Annotated in this window: 18 protein-coding genes; 8 read left to right on the top strand and 10 right to left on the bottom strand. The window is 59.6% G+C overall.

The features are described from left to right. Positions 1–156: 156 nt before the first annotated feature. From rsmD to B195_RS01355, 3 genes are read right to left on the bottom strand one after another with little or no spacing between them, the layout of a single operon-like run. Positions 157–765 (bottom strand): 16S rRNA (guanine(966)-N(2))-methyltransferase RsmD, encoded by a 609-nt coding sequence (gene rsmD / locus B195_RS01345; RefSeq protein WP_004419741.1) that lies wholly within the window; start codon positions 763–765, stop codon positions 157–159. Next, complete coding sequence (locus tag B195_RS01350) at positions 765–2,255, bottom strand: pitrilysin family protein (protein ID WP_004419740.1); 1,491 nt, start codon at positions 2,253–2,255, stop codon at positions 765–767. The genes rsmD and B195_RS01350 overlap by 1 nt, the downstream gene beginning before the upstream one ends. After that, on the bottom strand, positions 2,248–3,603 hold the full coding sequence (locus tag B195_RS01355; RefSeq protein ID WP_004419739.1) for a pitrilysin family protein: 1,356 nt from the start codon (positions 3,601–3,603) through the stop codon (positions 2,248–2,250). Before B195_RS01355 ends, B195_RS01350 begins: the two co-directional genes overlap by 8 nt. Positions 3,604–3,958: 355 nt before the next feature. Between B195_RS01355 and ftsY the strand changes: the two genes are divergently transcribed. The 4 genes from ftsY to rpoH all read left to right on the top strand — a co-directional run bounded on the left by ftsY (position 3,959) and on the right by rpoH (position 8,098). Continuing rightward, entirely contained in the window at positions 3,959–5,443 is a 1,485-nt protein-coding gene (gene ftsY, locus B195_RS01360) for a signal recognition particle-docking protein FtsY (protein ID WP_004419737.1), read from the top strand. Beyond that, positions 5,440–6,111, top strand: coding sequence for a cell division ATP-binding protein FtsE (gene ftsE, locus B195_RS01365; RefSeq protein WP_004419735.1), 672 nt, complete (start codon positions 5,440–5,442; stop codon positions 6,109–6,111). The genes ftsY and ftsE overlap by 4 nt, the downstream gene beginning before the upstream one ends. Beyond that, positions 6,108–7,130 (top strand): permease-like cell division protein FtsX, encoded by a 1,023-nt coding sequence (gene ftsX, locus B195_RS01370; protein ID WP_004419734.1) that lies wholly within the window; start codon positions 6,108–6,110, stop codon positions 7,128–7,130. Before ftsE ends, ftsX begins: the two co-directional genes overlap by 4 nt. 113 nt (positions 7,131–7,243) lie before the next feature. Continuing rightward, on the top strand, positions 7,244–8,098 hold the full coding sequence (gene rpoH / locus B195_RS01375; RefSeq protein ID WP_004419731.1) for an RNA polymerase sigma factor RpoH: 855 nt from the start codon (positions 7,244–7,246) through the stop codon (positions 8,096–8,098). A gap of 71 nt (positions 8,099–8,169) precedes the next feature. Here the strand turns inward: rpoH and mtgA are convergent, their stop codons facing one another. Beyond that, on the bottom strand, positions 8,170–8,925 hold the full coding sequence (gene mtgA / locus B195_RS01380; RefSeq protein WP_004419728.1) for a monofunctional biosynthetic peptidoglycan transglycosylase: 756 nt from the start codon (positions 8,923–8,925) through the stop codon (positions 8,170–8,172). Between the two features lie 44 nt (positions 8,926–8,969). Between mtgA and B195_RS01385 the strand changes: the two genes are divergently transcribed. From B195_RS01385 to trmB, 4 genes are all read left to right on the top strand, one after another. Then, complete coding sequence (locus B195_RS01385; RefSeq protein WP_004419725.1) at positions 8,970–9,341, top strand: DUF423 domain-containing protein; 372 nt, start codon at positions 8,970–8,972, stop codon at positions 9,339–9,341. Between the two features lie 80 nt (positions 9,342–9,421). Continuing rightward, positions 9,422–9,622 (top strand): sulfur carrier protein ThiS, encoded by a 201-nt coding sequence (gene thiS / locus B195_RS01390; RefSeq protein ID WP_004419723.1) that lies wholly within the window; start codon positions 9,422–9,424, stop codon positions 9,620–9,622. A gap of 51 nt (positions 9,623–9,673) precedes the next feature. After that, positions 9,674–10,468, top strand: a complete 795-nt coding sequence (locus B195_RS01395) for a thiazole synthase (protein WP_004419719.1) — start codon at positions 9,674–9,676, stop codon at positions 10,466–10,468. 9 nt (positions 10,469–10,477) lie between these two features. Beyond that, positions 10,478–11,197 (top strand): tRNA (guanosine(46)-N7)-methyltransferase TrmB, encoded by a 720-nt coding sequence (gene trmB, locus B195_RS01400; RefSeq protein ID WP_004419716.1) that lies wholly within the window; start codon positions 10,478–10,480, stop codon positions 11,195–11,197. A 115-nt stretch (positions 11,198–11,312) separates the two neighbouring features. Here trmB and B195_RS01405 read toward each other — a convergent pair whose 3' ends face one another. The 6 genes from B195_RS01405 to B195_RS01430 are packed head-to-tail and all read right to left on the bottom strand — an operon-like array spanning position 11,313 to position 15,663. Beyond that, complete coding sequence (locus B195_RS01405) at positions 11,313–11,636, bottom strand: DUF3392 domain-containing protein (protein WP_004419711.1); 324 nt, start codon at positions 11,634–11,636, stop codon at positions 11,313–11,315. Positions 11,637–11,645: 9 nt separating this feature from the next. Further along, positions 11,646–12,860, bottom strand: a complete 1,215-nt coding sequence (gene hemW / locus B195_RS01410; RefSeq protein ID WP_004419708.1) for a radical SAM family heme chaperone HemW — start codon at positions 12,858–12,860, stop codon at positions 11,646–11,648. Continuing rightward, positions 12,857–13,453, bottom strand: coding sequence for an RdgB/HAM1 family non-canonical purine NTP pyrophosphatase (gene rdgB / locus B195_RS01415; protein ID WP_004419705.1), 597 nt, complete (start codon positions 13,451–13,453; stop codon positions 12,857–12,859). Before rdgB ends, hemW begins: the two co-directional genes overlap by 4 nt. Then, positions 13,453–13,872 (bottom strand): DUF4426 domain-containing protein, encoded by a 420-nt coding sequence (locus B195_RS01420; RefSeq protein ID WP_010656710.1) that lies wholly within the window; start codon positions 13,870–13,872, stop codon positions 13,453–13,455. The genes rdgB and B195_RS01420 overlap by 1 nt, the downstream gene beginning before the upstream one ends. Before the next feature lie 23 nt (positions 13,873–13,895). Then, positions 13,896–14,516 (bottom strand): methionine biosynthesis protein MetW, encoded by a 621-nt coding sequence (gene metW / locus B195_RS01425; RefSeq protein ID WP_004419699.1) that lies wholly within the window; start codon positions 14,514–14,516, stop codon positions 13,896–13,898. 7 nt (positions 14,517–14,523) lie between these two features. Next, positions 14,524–15,663, bottom strand: coding sequence for a homoserine O-acetyltransferase (locus B195_RS01430; RefSeq protein WP_004419696.1), 1,140 nt, complete (start codon positions 15,661–15,663; stop codon positions 14,524–14,526). Between the last annotated feature and the right edge of the window lie 77 nt (positions 15,664–15,740).

The raw sequence follows: 15,740 nt of genomic DNA on the forward strand, positions 1-15,740 counted from the left end.
TAAGGATGGCACTGGAATTCTCTTGCGCTAACTGATGCAGTGATTGGCTAGCTTGCCACAACAGCGGCCCGAGACAGTAGTCGTTGACGAAGTAAGAGGCGGTGAACGCGCCTGATGCACCACGGGGTTTGAATAAACCCCGTGGGCATGGCGTTGTTACTCTGCGGCGGCTGTTGGCGCTGCTTCGCGCTCCCACAGGGCGTAATTCACGCCGCCGGCCTTTTGTTCACGGTGCAGGCGCCAGTTGGCAGGCAGGCCCAGCTCCGAAGGACGGCGCTCGCTTTCGGTGTAGATCCAGGCGTTGTCAGCCAGCCAACCGTTCTGTTCCAGCAGGTCGCATGCCGGCTTGAGCAGGTCCAGGTTGAAAGGCGGATCGAGGAACACCACGTCAAACACTTCGGTCGCAGGCGTCGCCAGGTAGTTCAGGGCGTTGGTCTGCTGAACTTCGCCGGTGGTACAGCGCAGGATGCCCATGTTTTCGCGGATGTTGGAAATCGCATCGCGGTTGCTGTCCAGAGCCACGCCTTTGGCTGCGCCGCGTGACAGTGCCTCCAGGAACAGCGCGCCGCTACCGGCGAACACGTCCAGCACCTTGGCGCCGACGATGTCCGGGGTCAGCCAGTTGAACAGGGTTTCACGTACACGGTCAGGCGTCGGGCGCAGACCTTCTACGTGGGGGAAGTCCAGCTTGCGGCTGCGCCATTCCCCGCCAATGATGCGTAATTGACCAGCACCCGAGTGCGATGTGTTTTTAGGCTTTGCCATTAATGCTCCGGAACCCCAAGAGGTTGCTCTGAAGGTTTATCGGTAGGAGGTGGCAGTGGTTTTTGCGGCACAGTTGGTCCGGCGGTCACCACGACCAGTTTGTCGGCGCTCAGGTGCTTGTTCATGGCGTCCTTGACCTGCTCTTTAGTCAGGCTTTGGGACTGCTGCATGAAGGTTTCCAGATAGTCCAGAGGCATATCATAGAAGCCCATTGCGCCCAGTTGGCCGACGATTGCTGCGTTGCTGGCATTTGACAGCGGGAAGCTGCCCGCCAATTCACGCTTGGCATCGTCGAGTTCTTTTTGCGTCGGACCGTTTTTCAGGTAGTCAGCCAGAATGTCTTGCACCAGTTTGAGCGTACCTTCGCTCAATTCGGCACGGGTCTGCAGGTTGATCATGAACGGCCCGCGTGCCTGCATCGGGCTGAAGCCGGAATACACGCCGTAGGTCAGGCCGCGTTTCTCGCGTACTTCAGTCATCAGGCGCGTACCGAAGCCACCGCCACCGAGAATGCTGTTACCCAGGGCCAGTGCGGCATAGTCCGGATCGTCGCGGTCAATTCCCAGCTGGGACAGCAGCAGGTGGGTCTGCTTGGACGGAAATTCGATGTGGGTCTGGCCGGCCTTGGGTTCGCCGGGCTCTACGGTTTTGGCGACTGCAGGGCCTTTGGGCAGCGCGGCGGATACTTGAGCGGCCATGGCTTCGGCTTCTGCGCGAGACAGATCGCCAACAATCGCGATCACCGCGTTGCCGGCGGTGTAAGCCTTGTTGTGGAACGCCTTGAGCTGATCGATGGTGACCGCAGCGATGCTTTGAGCGTTGCCATCGCTGGCGTGGGCATAAGGGTGATTACCGTACAGACGCTTGAACAGTTCATCGCTGGCCAGCTTGCCCGGGTCCTGCTTCTGGTATTCAAAGCTGGCGAGCAACTGGTTTTTGATCCGCGCCAGGGAGTCGGCCGGAAAGGTTGGCTGGCCAACCACTTCGGCAAACAGGTTGAGCGCCGGTGTGCGCTTGGCCGGGTCACTCAAGCTGCGCAATGACACTACAGCCATGTCGCGATAGGCACCGTTGCCGAAATCCGCACCCAGGCTTTCAAAGCCCTGGGCGATGGCCCCGACGTCCTTGCCTGCCACGCCCTCATTGAGCATGGCGTTGGTCAGCAGTGCCAGGCCCGGGGTGTTTTCGTCCTGGCTGCTGCCGGCGGCGAAGGTCAGGCGCAGGTCGAACATCGGCAGCTCGCGGGCTTCAACGAACAGAACTTTGGAGCCTTCGGCGGTTTTCCAGGTTTGTACATTCAATGCGCGATGGCTGGGGGCCTTGCCGTCGAGTTCGGCCAGAGACTCGAGCTTGTGCTCGGCCTTGGCCTGATCCAGTGCCTGGCTGGCCACGGAGACCGAGGGGCTGACGAAATAGTAGCCGAGTACGCCGGCCAGTATTGCAGCGCTCAGGCCGAGCAGGGCGTAGCGGGAACCTTTACGCTCACTCATGGGTTTTCTCCTCGGGCAGTACATGCGCAACGCTGAGGCGGTCGCGAGTGAAATAAGTGCGGGCGGCTTGCTGGATATCGGCCGGGGTGACCTTTTGCAGGTCTTGCAGCTCGGTATCCATCAGCTTCCACGACAGGCCCACGGTCTCCAGCTGGCCAATCGAGGTGGCCTGGCTGGTGATCGAGTCGCGCTCATAAACCAGGCCTGCGATCACCTGGGCGCGCACTCGCTCCAGTTCCTGTGGCGATGGCGGGGTTTTTTTCAGGTCATCGAGCATGCGCCACAAGCCGGCTTCGGCCTGGGCCAGAGTGACTTTTTTCTGGCTGTTGGGCATTGCCGAAAGCATGAACAGGCTGTCGCCACGGGTGAAGGCGTTGTAATTGGACGAAGCGCCGGACACCAGCTCTTCGCCGCGCTCCAGCTGGGTTGGCATACGTGCACTGTAGCCACCGTCCAGCAGTGCCGAAATGAGGCGCAGGGCGTTGGCAGTAACCGGGTCTTTGGCGGTGGCAATGCTTGGCACGTTGAAGCCCAGAATCAGGCTTGGCAGTTGGGTCTGCACGTGGATCTTGAGCAGGCGCTCACCGGGGGTCGGCAGTTCCAGCGGGACTTTGGCGACAGGCACTTCGCGTTTGGCCACCTGGCCGAAATAGCGCTGGGCCAAGGCTTTGACTTCATCTGGTGTTACGTCTCCCACCACCACCAGGGTGGCGTTGTTCGGTGCGTACCACTCCTCATACCAGGCGCGCAGTTCGCCAACGCTCATGCGCTCCAGGTCTACCATCCAGCCGATGGTCGGCGTGTGATAACCACTGGACGGGTAGGCCATGGCGCTGAACAGTTCGAAGGCCTTGCTCATCGGCTGATCGTCGGTACGCAGGCGGCGTTCTTCTTTAATGACCTCGATCTCGCGCTTGAACTCTTCAGGCGGCAAGCGAAGGCTGGCCATGCGGTCGGCTTCGAGCTCGAAGGCAACCGCCAGGCGGTCGCGGGCCAATACCTGGTAATAGGCGGTGTAGTCATCGCTGGTGAAAGCGTTTTCCTGGGCGCCGAGGTCGCGCAGGATCAACGAGGCTTCGCCGGGGCCGACCTTGTTACTGCCTTTGAACATCATGTGCTCAAGAGCATGGGACAGGCCGGTCTTGCCCGGGGTCTCGTAACTGGAACCCACTTTGTACCAGACCTGGGACACCACCACTGGCGCGCGATGGTCTTCGCGCACGATGACCTTCAGGCCATTGTCCAGGCGAAACTCGTGGGTGGGTTGCTGGTCGGCCGCCAGGGCCGAAAGCGGGAGCAAAACTGTGCTGAGCAACAGGCCAGCAGCGCGGCGGGCTAGAGCATTCATTCGTTTTTAAACCTGTTGGGCTGCCCGCTTGGCCTTAGCGTCAGCGGGTGAGGAGGTGCTAGGATACTGATCCGTTTTACTGGCGGCCACGCCTATCAGGCCTTTGACGATCAGACGACGATTGATCGGGCAGTATAGGAGCCAGCCTGGAAGTGTGAATGTATCCCGGTAAATTTAGCTTTTTTGCCGATTTTCCCGTTCCAGTTCCGAGTTAAGACGAAGTTTCAGGGGTGTGCTTTACCCTCTGATCAAGGTGCGTGCGAACGAGCTGACAAAAAAACAGTCTGTTTCACACCGAATATTATTTGCCGGGGCGCCACAGTGGCGCTTCGCTACGATGAGATAGCCGTCCTCCATGTTTGGTTCCAACGACGACAAGAAGAACCCAGCTGCGGCTGGCGAGAAAAAAGGCCTGTTCGGATGGCTGCGCAGAAAGCCGCAGGAAACCGTCGTTGAGCAGCCTGCACCCGAAATCACCCCTGAGCCGTTGATTGAGGCCACTGCGGTGGTTGTCGAGCCAACGCCTGAAGTGGTTGTGGTTGCACAGGCGCCTGCTGTTGAATCGCCAGCCGCTGCCGAGCCATGGCCGCCGCTGCCAGTGCCCGAGGAACCCGTTGCGCTGGTCAAGGACCTGCAGGCGCCGTATATCGTGCCTTCCATTCCGGAACCGGAGATCGAGGTCGCGGTCAGCGCCCCGGTCATCGCGCCGGAGCCTGTGGTCGAAGTGCTTGAAGTGCTTGAAACCTTCGTCGAGCCTGTTGCACCAGAGCCAGAGCCAGAGCCAGAGCCAGAGCCAGAGCCAGAGCCGGTCGTAGTTGTCGAGCCGCAAGCTGTTGCTGCGCCTGTGGCCCCTGCGCCAGCAGTTGCGGCTCCGGTGGTGGTAGCTGAAGCTCCAGCTGCGCAAGCCAAGGTCGGCTTCTTTGCCCGCCTCAAGCAGGGGCTGTCGAAAACCAGCGCCAGCATCGGCGAAGGCATGGCCAGCCTGTTCCTGGGCAAAAAAATCATCGATGACGATCTGCTCGACGAGATTGAAACCCGCCTGCTCACCGCAGACGTTGGTGTTGAAGCCACCTCGGTGATTATCAAAAACCTGACTCAAAAGGTTGCGCGCAAGCAGCTGACCGACGCCGATGCACTGTACAAGTCGTTGCAGGCCGAGCTGGCTGCCATGCTCAAACCGGTAGAGCAGCTGCTGAAAATCGAAGCGAAAAACAAGCCATTCGTCATTCTGGTGGTCGGCGTCAATGGCGCGGGCAAGACCACCACCATCGGCAAGCTGGCGAAAAAGCTCCAGCTTGAAGGCAAAAAAGTCATGCTCGCCGCCGGCGATACGTTCCGTGCCGCCGCGGTCGAGCAGTTGCAGGTGTGGGGGGAGCGCAACAATATCCCGGTGATCGCCCAGCACACTGGCGCCGACTCGGCTTCGGTGATTTTTGACGCCGTGCAAGCCGCCAAGGCGCGGGGCATCGACGTGTTGATCGCCGATACTGCCGGACGCCTGCACACCAAAGACAACCTGATGGAAGAACTGAAAAAAGTTCGCCGGGTGATCGGCAAGCTCGACGAAGACGCCCCGCACGAAGTGCTGCTGGTACTGGATGCCGGCACCGGGCAGAACGCGATCAGCCAGACCAAGCAGTTCAATCAGACCGTGGCCCTTACCGGCCTGGCGCTGACCAAGCTGGATGGCACGGCCAAGGGCGGGGTGATCTTCGCCCTGGCCAAGCAGTTCAATATTCCTATTCGTTTTATCGGTGTCGGCGAAGGCATCGATGATCTACGGGACTTTGAGTCCGAACCCTTTGTCCAGGCTCTGTTTGCGGAGCGGGAGCGTCCATGATTCGTTTCGAGCAGGTCGGTAAGCGCTATCCAAATGGACACGTGGGCCTGCACGAGCTGAGCTTTCGGGTCCGTCGCGGCGAGTTCCTTTTTGTAACCGGTCATTCCGGCGCAGGTAAAAGCACCCTGCTCCGGCTGTTACTGGCTATGGAGCGCCCGACCACCGGCAAACTGCTGCTGGCGGGGCAGGATCTGGGGCAGATAAGCAACGCGCAAATTCCTTTCCTGCGCCGTCAGATCGGTGTGGTGTTCCAGAACCACCAACTGCTGTTTGATCGCACGGTGTTCAATAACGTGGCCTTGCCGCTGCAGATTCTCGGGCTGTCCAAGCCTGAAATCGCCAAGCGTGTCGACTCGGCACTTGAGCGTGTGGCGCTGTCGGACAAAACCGATCTGTATCCCGGTGACTTGTCCACGGGCCAGCAACAACGCGTCGGTATTGCCCGGGCCATCGTCCATCGTCCAGCCTTGCTGCTGGCCGACGAACCCACCGGCAACCTCGACCCGCGTCTGGCGGCGGAAATCATGGGCGTATTTGAAGACATCAACCGTTTGGGCACCAGCGTACTGATCGCCAGCCATGACCTGGCGCTGATTGCACGCATGCGCCACCGCATGCTCACCCTGCAGCGCGGGCGATTGATTGGCGACGGGGAGGCCGCGCAATGAGTGCGACACGCGGCTCCAAGGTTTCCGAACGTGTAGCACCCAAGGCCGCAGATCCGCAGCCGGCCAGGAAAAAGCATGACGATGACGATGGCCCCGGTTTCTCGATGTTGTTCCGGGCCTGGGTTGAGGCCCATCGCGCCAGTTTGCTCGACAGCCTGAAGCGTCTTGGCAAGCAGCCGATTGGCAGCTTCTTCACCTGCCTGGTGATGGCAGTCGCGCTGAGCTTGCCAATGGGGCTCTCGCTTTTGCTTAACAACGTCGAGCGTCTGGGCGGTTCGTGGCAGCGTGCGGCGCAGATTTCGCTGTACCTGCAACTGGATGCCGACAGCTCGCAAGGCGAGCAATTGAGTAATCAGATAAAAGGTATGGCTGGCGTGGCTGACGCTGAATTCATCAGCCGCGAAAAGGCCCTTGAAGAGTTCCAGCAGCAATCCGGCTTGGGGGAAGCGCTCAAAGAGCTTCCGGATAATCCGTTGCCGGGCGTGGTGCTGGTGACCCCCAATGAGGTCGATAAAGCCACCCTCGAGGCTCTGCGCGAGCGTCTTTCGGAGTTGCCGAAAGTGCAACAGGCGCAACTTGATCTAGTCTGGGTCGAGCGTCTGGCGGCCATTCTGAAATTGGGTGACCGCTTTGTGTTTGGCTTGACGGTCTTGCTGGTATCGGCTTTGCTGCTGGTTATTGGTAATACGATTCGTTTGCATATCGAGAATCGTCGTATCGAAATCGAAGTCATCAAGCTGGTCGGCGGCACTGACAGTTATGTGCGCAGGCCTTTTCTTTATATGGGTGCGCTTTATGGTTTTGGCGCCGGGGTGCTTTCCTGGGGCGTATTGGCATTCGGCTTGAACTGGCTCAACGACGCGGTAGTCGGGTTGGCCGGGTTGTATGGCAGCAGTTTTGCCCTGGCCGGTGTGCCAGTAGCCGATGGTCTGTCTCTCTTGCTTGGCGCGGTGCTGTTAGGGTATATCGGTGCATGGATTGCAGTAGCGCGTCACTTACGTGAGCTTTCGCCTAAGTAGTTTCTTTTTGCCTGTTGACCTTTTCAGCTTTTTTTGGGAACTTTTTCCTGAGTTTCCGGTCAACTTTCGCAGTGCTGAACTGCACGAGTTATGTGAGACGGAGGTTTATTCGTATGACCACTTCTTTGCAACCTGCGTATGCGTTGGTCCCTGGTGCGAACCTTGAGGCCTATGTAAACACGGTGAACAGCATTCCACTGCTGACACCGGAGCAGGAGCGTGAACTGGCCGAGAGTCTCTACTATGAGCAGGATCTTGGGGCGGCTCGGCAGATGGTGCTCGCCCACCTGCGTTTTGTTGTACACATTGCCCGTAGCTATTCGGGCTATGGCCTGGCTCAGGCTGACCTGATCCAGGAAGGCAATGTCGGCCTGATGAAGGCGGTCAAACGCTTTAACCCTGAAATGGGCGTGCGTCTGGTGTCGTTCGCCGTGCACTGGATCAAGGCAGAGATCCACGAGTTTATTCTGCGTAACTGGCGGATCGTGAAAGTTGCGACCACCAAGGCTCAGCGCAAACTGTTCTTCAACCTGCGCAGCCAGAAAAAACGTCTGGCCTGGCTGAACAATGATGAAGTTCATCGTGTGGCTGAAAGCCTCGGTGTAGAGCCTCGCGAAGTTCGCGAGATGGAAAGCCGTCTGACTGGCCATGATATGGCGTTCGACCCGGCAGCCGAAGCTGACGACGACAGTGCATTCCAGTCGCCAGCCAACTACCTGGAAGACCACCGGTACGATCCGGCACGTCAACTGGAGGATGCTGACTGGACTGATAACTCCACCAGCAACCTGCATGAAGCGCTGGAAGTGCTTGATGATCGCAGCCGCGACATTCTGTATCAGCGCTGGCTGGCTGAAGAGAAAGCTACGCTGCATGACCTGGCACAGAAGTACAACGTGTCTGCCGAGCGGATTCGTCAGCTGGAAAAAAGCGCGATGAACAAGCTCAAACTGTCGATCGCCGCCTAAACGGGCTCGACAAAAAAACGCCCCGGCTCTAACGAGTCGGGGCGTTTTTGTTTGTCCCTGCGGGAGCCGGCTTACTCGGCCCAGGGCGCCTTGCGCGAAGTGTTCAGGGTATCGAGGTAGCTGTCGCCGCCCAGCTGGCGCATTTGTCGCTGTATCCAGCTGGCGCGGCGGCTGACGTACGGGCTAGGTCGACCGGCACTCCAGTTGCGCGGATTGGGCAGTACGGCGGCCAGGTAGCTGGCTTGCTGACGGCTCAATCTGGCGGCACTCACGCCAAAGTGATGCTGGGCCGCGGCCTCTGCACCAAATACTCCCTCATCCCACTCTGCGCTGTTGAGGTACACCTCGAGAATCCGCTGCTTGGGCCAGAGTACCTCGATCAATCCGGTGAACCAGGCCTCCAGCCCTTTGCGCAGCCAGCTTCGACCCGACCATAGAAACAGGTTTTTCGAGACTTGCTGGCTCAGCGTGCTGGCGCCGCGTAACGTCCCGCCCCGTTCGTTATGAGCGAAAGCGGCGCGGATGGCGCTGAAGTCAAAGCCCCAGTGCTCGGCGAATTTCTGATCCTCGCCAGCAATGACCGCGACTTTAAGTTCGTCGCTGATTTCATCCCACGGTCGCCAGCTGCGTTGCAGGTCAATGGGCTCGCCGTCGAACCATGAATCGACCTTGCGCTCGACCATCAGCGCAGTGCCGGGCGGCGGGACCCAGCGAAAGATCAGCACCAGCAATGCGCTGCCCGCTGCGAACCAGAGCAGGGCTTTGAGAAAGCGATGAACAAGAATACGCAGCATAGATGGCTTGGCCGAACCCGTTGAGCGGGCCATTATACAGACCCTGCGCCATTCCATAGTCCTGACGGGAGTTATCCATGTTGCGCGTGTTTCTGATGCTGGCCGCCTTTTTCGGCTTCACCGGTGTGGCCCTTGGCGCATTCGCGGCCCATGGCCTGAAAAGCCGCCTGAGCGAGCAATACCTGGCCATTTTTCATACAGGGGTTACCTACCAGCTGGTGCATACCCTGGCCCTGCTCGGTGTAGCCCTGCTCGCCACTCAGCTGCCGGGTCGCCTGGTGACGTGGTCCGGTGTCTGTTTCGCTCTGGGCATCGTACTGTTTTCCGGCAGTTTGTATCTGCTGACCCTGACGGGTATCAGCAAACTGGGGATCATTACGCCCATCGGTGGTCTGGCTTTTCTGGCCGGATGGTTATGCCTGGGCATTGCCGCCTGGCGCTTGAGCTAAGTCCGCAAGATGAATGGCTTGGGTCGACCTGACTGATCGGGATAGAATGCTGGCCCCTTAAAATGAAGGCAGCGTCGCGCATGCGCATTCAGTTGAACGGTGAACCTTTTGAACTGCCGGACGGCGAGACCGTCGCCAGCCTGTTGGCGCGCCAGGAACTGACCGGGCGTCGAGTGGCTGTCGAGCTTAACCTGGACATCGTCCCGCGCAGTCAGCACGCCGGGACGGTGCTCAAAGAAGGTGACCAGGTCGAAGTGGTGCATGCCATCGGTGGTGGCTAGTCCCCCCGCTTGACCCATTCCCGCGGTGCACACAATTACAGAGGATTCCCGATGAGCAATGTTCGCAGCGACAAGCCTTTTATCCTGGCTGGCCGTACTTATCAGTCGCGCCTGTTGGTGGGTACTGGCAAGTACCGCGACATGGAAGAAACCCGCCTTGCCATCGAGGCATCGGGTGCTGAAATCGTCACCGTCGCCGTGCGTCGTACCAACATCGGGCAAAACCCTGGCGAGCCGAACCTGCTCGATATCCTGCCACCGGATCGCTATACCATCCTGCCGAACACGGCCGGTTGCTATGACGCGGTAGAAGCCGTACGCACCTGCCGCCTGGCCCGTGAGCTGCTCGACGGCCACAATCTGGTCAAGCTGGAAGTACTGGCGGATCAGAAAACCCTGTTCCCCAATGTGATCGAAACCCTCAAGGCCGCAGAGATCCTGGTCAAGGAAGGTTTCGACGTGATGGTGTACACCAGCGATGACCCGATCATCGCCCGCGAGCTCGAGGCCATGGGCTGCATCGCCGTGATGCCGCTGGCCGGGCTGATTGGCACCGGTTTGGGGATCTGTAATCCCTACAACCTGCGGATCATCCTTGAAGAAGCAAAAATTCCGGTGTTGGTGGATGCGGGCGTGGGTACTGCCTCCGACGCCACCATTGCCATGGAAATGGGCTGCGAGGCGGTGCTGATGAACTCGGCCATCGCCAATGCCCAGCACCCGATCATCATGGCCGAAGCCATGAAACACGCCATTGTGGCGGGCCGTCTGGCGTATCTGGCCGGACGCATGCCGAAAAAACTCTATGCCAGCGCCTCTTCGCCGCTGGATGGTCTGATCAAGTAAGAGCCACTGATGACTGAATCACTCGACACCCCAACCCCGGAAGAAGGCGAAGATCGCCAGCACCGTCGCATCAAGAGTTTTGTGATGCGCGCCGGGCGTATGACCGAAGGCCAGCAACGTGGCCTTGACCAGGGCACGCCGCTGTACGTGCTGCCGCTGGCTGATGCGCCGGTCGATTTCGACCAGGTATTCGGCCGCTCGGCGCCGCGGACCCTCGAAATCGGTTTCGGCATGGGCCACTCCTTGCTGGAAATGGCGGCTGCTTCGCCTGAGCAGGACTTTATCGGGGTTGAGGTTCACCGTCCGGGTGTCGGCGCGCTGCTCAATGGCGTACTGACCCAAGGGCTGACCAACCTGCGGGTTTACGATTGCGATGCGATCGAAGTACTGACCCGTTGCGTGGCCGACAACAGCCTGGATCGCCTGCTGCTGTTCTTCCCGGACCCGTGGCACAAGAGCCGTCACCACAAGCGCCGTATCGTGCAGGCGTCCTTTGCTGAGCTGGTGCGTTCCAAGCTCAAGGTCGGCGGTGTGCTGCACATGGCCACCGACTGGGAACCCTATGCCGAATACATGCTGGAAGTGATGAACGTCGCGCCGGGCTATCGCAATCTGGCCGAAGATGGCCGTTGTGTACCGCGTCCGACCGAGCGTCCGGTGACCAAGTTCGAACGCCGCGGCGAACGTCTTGGGCATGGCGTGTGGGATCTGAAGTTCGAAAAACTGTAAGCGCCAACCTTTGTGGGAGCTGGCTTGCCAGCGATGGCATCAACGCGGTCTGACTGTAAACCGCGTCGTCTGCATCGCTGCCAAGCCAGCTCCCACAATGTTTTCAGTCTTCGCATCAGCGCCGGTCAGCCACAACCCCGATCAACACCAGCACCACCAACAACACCGGCGCCAGGCTGTAGTTGTTGAACTGGCCGAGGCCGCGTTCGACCCAGGGCGTGGCGTAAATCAGAGCCGCACCGCTGCCCACCAGGCACAACAAGGCCATCAGGGGCACACGCAAGGCCCCGGCAACACTTCCCAGACGTTGTTCGACCCAACCTTTGAAGTCGGCACCGAACAGCACCAGCAAGCAGCCGATCAGGGCCAGCGAGATCTCCGAGAGGTGGCTGCGGCTCCAGCGCGATACGGTAGCAAGCAGGTCTAGTACCAAGTCCATTCGAGTTCCTTAGATCAGAAAGTGCTGCAGCAAGTCGTTGAGAAACAGCTGGCCCCGGGCAGTTGCTGCCAGGCGTGACGGTTCGACCTGCAATAGGCCGCTTTGTTCGGCAGCATCGCGTCCGCTTTTCAAGCTTTCGAGTGCCAGCCCGGTACGCTCGGGGTAGAGCGCAGCATCGACGCCATCGGTCAGGCGCAAGGCGTTCATCAGAAACTCAAACGGTAGCTCTTCGGCAGTCAGAACTTTCTCGCCCGCCTGGAAGTTTTTGCCCGGGTTCAGGTAATCCTTCGGCAGGCGGGTTTTCCAGGTGCGGATTATGCGGCCATCGGGATGGCTCAATTTGCCGTGGGCGCCAGCACCGATACCGATAAAGTCGCCAAAGCTCCAGTAGTTCAGATTATGCCGCGCCGGGCGACCCGGCTGGGCGTAAGCCGAAACTTCGTACTGGGCATAGCCGTGTTCGGCCAGCAGTGCCTGACCGGCTTCCTGAATGTCCCACAGAGTGTCGTCCTCAGGCAGGACCGGCGGCTGGTTCCAGAACACCGTGTTGGGTTCCAGCGTCAGTTGATACCAGGACAGGTGTGTCGGCTGCAGGGCGATAGCCTGGCGCAAGTCGCTCAGAGCGTCGTCCAGCGACTGATCGGGCAAACCGTGCATCAAGTCCAGGTTGAAGTTATCAAAGCCGGCCAGGCGCGCCATACCGGCCGCACGTACGGCCTCGTCACCGTTGTGGATGCGGCCCAGTGCTTCGAGCTTCTCTTGCTGGAAGCTCTGGATACCTATCGACAGTCGGTTGATCCCCAGCTTGCGGTAAGCCACGAACTTTTCCTGCTCGAAAGTACCGGGGTTGGCTTCCAGGGTGATTTCGATATCGCTGGCGAACGCAATTCGCGCTTCGACACCCTTGAGCAGGCGCCCCAGGGACCGGGCGCTGAACAGGCTTGGTGTGCCGCCGCCGAAGAAGATCGAACTCAGCTCGCGGCCATACACCGCGTGCAGGTCCTGATCGAGGTCGGCCAGCAGTGCGTCGACGTACTCGTCTTCAGGCAGCACCGGGCTGGCGGTGTGGGAGTTGAAGTCGCAATACGGGCATTTGCGCACGCACCACGGAATATGGATGTACAGCGACAGGGGCGGCAATTGCGTCAACGGCGCGCGTGGCGCCTGCTGAGTAAAGCCAGCCGCACCCAGATAGAGCGGCTGTGGAGGAGTGTCGTGGGTCATTTCAGGCCCAGACGCTGACGCAGCAAGACCATGGCACGGGCCCGATGGCTCAGCTGGTTTTTTTCGCCCGGGCTGAGGTCGGCACTGGAGCAATTGCGCTCCGGAACCCAGAACAACGGATCGTAACCGAAACCGTGCGCACCGCTGGCGGCAGGCAGGATGCGCCCGTGCCACAAGCCTTCGCAGATAATCGGCAACGGATCTTCGGCGTGCCGGACCAACGCCAGCACGCAGACAAATTGCGCGCCGCGTTCGGCTTCGGGTACGTCCTTGAGGGCCTCGAGCAGCTTGGCGTTGTTGGCCGCATCACCCTTGCCGTCGGCGTAGCGGGCCGAGTAAATACCCGGCGCGCCACCGAGAAAATCCACCGCCAGCCCGGAGTCGTCGGCCAGTGCCGGCAAACCCGAGATACGCGCGGCATTGCGCGCTTTAAGAATCGCGTTTTCAACGAACGACAAGCCGGTTTCTTCCGGTTCAACGCTGCTGAATTCTCCAATCGAGCGCAACTGCACCGACTCGCCGAGCATGGCCTGAAGTTCTTTGAGTTTGCCGGCGTTGTGGCTGGCCAGTACCAGTTGCGTGAAGTTGATCATTAGAGCGGAGCGACCTCTTGGGAGTAATCGATGGATTTGGTTTCGCCGTTGACCTTGAGCTCGATATCGAAAATGAAGGTGGCAGGCTGATTGACCGGGAATTGAGCGAAGTAGTCGATCGCACCCTTGTCATCAATCACTTGCTTGAAGGTCAGGGGCCGGGCCTTTTTCTCGCCTTCGACGCGCACGGTACCCTTGACGGTGGTGGCGACTTTTTTACCGGCGGTGTCCAGATTGATATTCAGGCCACCCAGTTGCTTGCTGCGTTCCAGTTTGTATTTGGCTGCAATTTCAGGCGACAGGAAGTCCGACATATAGGCGTTGTAATACACCTTGGTGCCGCCGACCGTGGCCTGGCCAGCCGCCATGGCCTGCATGGCGAAGCACATTGAAAGCATTAGTAATCCAATACGACCCATCGTCTTTCTCCTTGAGCGCTGATTTAAACCGCGACCTGATGATCCTGAAGGCCGGGGCTGCTGACACGATAAATGCCAATCTCGCCCAACAGGTTAGGCCATAACTTGCTGGCCCACCCGTGGCGGTGCTGCTGATCGACAGCAAGGCGGTTGATCACCCGGGCTTCGCGACCACGGCACAGCTCTTCAAAGTCTTCGAAGGTGCAGAAGTGGATGTTCGGCGTGTTGTACCAGGTGTAGGGCAGAAACTCGGATACCGGCATCCGGCCCTTGCTGGCCAGGTACCAGCGGCAGCGCCAGTGGCCGAAGTTCGGAAAGGTAATGATGCACTGGCGTCCGACGCGCAGCATTTCGTCGAGAATCCGGTCGGGGTAGTGCACGGCCTGCAGCGCCTGGGTCATGACCACGATATCGAAACTGTTGCTGGCGAAGTTGCCCAGCCCCTTGTCCAGATCCTGCTCGATGACGTTGATGCCCTTGGCGACGCACTCGGCGATATTGTCCGGGTCGTTTTCCAGGCCATAGCCGGTGACTTGCTTGTTGTCGCGCAGCCAGCTCAGCAGTTCGCCATCACCACAACCGAGGTCGAGCACGCGGCTGCCGGCGGGGATCCAGTCTTGGATGATTTCCAGGTCGGCTCTCATGGCGTTCTCACAGTTCTATGCGGTTCATGTAATTACTGAAGGCTTGCAGGTAACGCGGGATCGGGATCAGGAAGGCGTCATGGCCTTGCGGCGCATCGATCTCCAGATAGCACACGTCTTTCTTCGCCGCCATCAGGGCATCCACCAGTTCCCGTGAGCGCGCGGGCGAGAAACGCCAGTCGGTGGTGAATGACATCACGCAAAAGCGCGCCTTGGCTGAGGCGAAGGTTTTGGCCAGGTCGTCATCGAAGTTGGCCGCCGGGTCGAAGTAGTCCAGCGCCTTGGTCATCAGCAAATAAGTGTTGGCGTCAAAGCGCCCGGAGAACTCTTCACCCTGATAACGCAGGTAGCTTTCAACCTGGAACTCCACGCTGTGGAAGTCGTAGTTGAGGTTTTCGTTCTTCAGGCCACGGCCAAATTTCTCGCCCATCGAGTCATCGGACAGGTAGGTGATGTGCCCGACCATGCGCGCCAGCATCAGGCCGCGCTTGGGAATTACGCCCTTTTCCTGGAACGAACCACCGTGGAACTCGGGGTCGGTGAGGATGGCCTGGCGAGCGACTTCGTTGAACGCGATGTTTTGCGCCGACAGTTTTGGCGCCGAAGCGATGGCCAGGCAATGACGCAGCCGGTCCGGGTAGCTGATGCTCCACTGCAGCGCCTGCATGCCGCCCAGGCTGCCACCGATGATGGCGGCCCACTGGTCGATGCCCAGCCGGTCAGCCAGGCGTGCCTGGCTGTGGACCCAGTCTTCAACGGTCAGTACCGGGAAATCTGCACCAAACGGGCGACCGGTTTCTGGATTGATACTGCTGGGGCCGGTAGAGCCATTGCAGCCGCCGAGGTTGTTCAGGCTGACGACGAAGAACTTGTTGGTATCTATAGGCTTGCCGGGCCCGATGCAACTGTCCCACCAGCCGGGCTTGCGCTCATCGATGCTGTGGTAGCCGGCAGCGTGATGGTGCCCGGAGAGGGCGTGACAGATCAGCACGGCATTGCTGGCCGTGGCATTGAGCTGGCCGTAGGTTTCGTAAATCAGGTCATAGGCAGGCAATGAACGGCCGCAGGCTAAAGCCAGGGGTTCGCTGAAGTGCGCCATTTGTGGCACAACCAGACCAACGGAATCGGGGGGAAAGGCGGCTGGCATCGACCCTGCTCTCTTTAAATGAGGCGTAAGTCTAATGAGCGGGGGAGTGGGCGGCAAGCAATGCTCCGGGCTGATTT

The sequence above is a fragment of the Pseudomonas sp. Lz4W genome (assembly GCF_000346225.2).
Lineage (GTDB): Bacteria > Pseudomonadota > Gammaproteobacteria > Pseudomonadales > Pseudomonadaceae > Aquipseudomonas > Aquipseudomonas paraversuta.

Bases quoted from the DNA above. Each gene is read 5' to 3' on its own strand.
- rsmD (WP_004419741.1), bottom strand. From the start codon at position 765: ATGGCAAAGCCTAAAAACACATCGCACTCGGGTGCTGGTCAATTACGC.
- B195_RS01350 (WP_004419740.1), bottom strand. From the start codon at position 2,255: ATGAGTGAGCGTAAAGGTTCCCGCTACGCCCTGCTCGGCCTGAGCGCT.
- B195_RS01355 (WP_004419739.1), bottom strand. From the start codon at position 3,603: ATGAATGCTCTAGCCCGCCGCGCTGCTGGCCTGTTGCTCAGCACAGTT.
- ftsY (WP_004419737.1), top strand. From the start codon at position 3,959: ATGTTTGGTTCCAACGACGACAAGAAGAACCCAGCTGCGGCTGGCGAG.
- ftsE (WP_004419735.1), top strand. From the start codon at position 5,440: ATGATTCGTTTCGAGCAGGTCGGTAAGCGCTATCCAAATGGACACGTG.
- ftsX (WP_004419734.1), top strand. From the start codon at position 6,108: ATGAGTGCGACACGCGGCTCCAAGGTTTCCGAACGTGTAGCACCCAAG.
- rpoH (WP_004419731.1), top strand. From the start codon at position 7,244: ATGACCACTTCTTTGCAACCTGCGTATGCGTTGGTCCCTGGTGCGAAC.
- mtgA (WP_004419728.1), bottom strand. From the start codon at position 8,925: ATGGCCCGCTCAACGGGTTCGGCCAAGCCATCTATGCTGCGTATTCTT.
- B195_RS01385 (WP_004419725.1), top strand. From the start codon at position 8,970: ATGTTGCGCGTGTTTCTGATGCTGGCCGCCTTTTTCGGCTTCACCGGT.
- thiS (WP_004419723.1), top strand. From the start codon at position 9,422: ATGCGCATTCAGTTGAACGGTGAACCTTTTGAACTGCCGGACGGCGAG.
- B195_RS01395 (WP_004419719.1), top strand. From the start codon at position 9,674: ATGAGCAATGTTCGCAGCGACAAGCCTTTTATCCTGGCTGGCCGTACT.
- trmB (WP_004419716.1), top strand. From the start codon at position 10,478: ATGACTGAATCACTCGACACCCCAACCCCGGAAGAAGGCGAAGATCGC.
- B195_RS01405 (WP_004419711.1), bottom strand. From the start codon at position 11,636: ATGGACTTGGTACTAGACCTGCTTGCTACCGTATCGCGCTGGAGCCGC.
- hemW (WP_004419708.1), bottom strand. From the start codon at position 12,860: ATGACCCACGACACTCCTCCACAGCCGCTCTATCTGGGTGCGGCTGGC.
- rdgB (WP_004419705.1), bottom strand. From the start codon at position 13,453: ATGATCAACTTCACGCAACTGGTACTGGCCAGCCACAACGCCGGCAAA.
- B195_RS01420 (WP_010656710.1), bottom strand. From the start codon at position 13,872: ATGGGTCGTATTGGATTACTAATGCTTTCAATGTGCTTCGCCATGCAG.
- metW (WP_004419699.1), bottom strand. From the start codon at position 14,516: ATGAGAGCCGACCTGGAAATCATCCAAGACTGGATCCCCGCCGGCAGC.
- B195_RS01430 (WP_004419696.1), bottom strand. From the start codon at position 15,663: ATGCCAGCCGCCTTTCCCCCCGATTCCGTTGGTCTGGTTGTGCCACAA.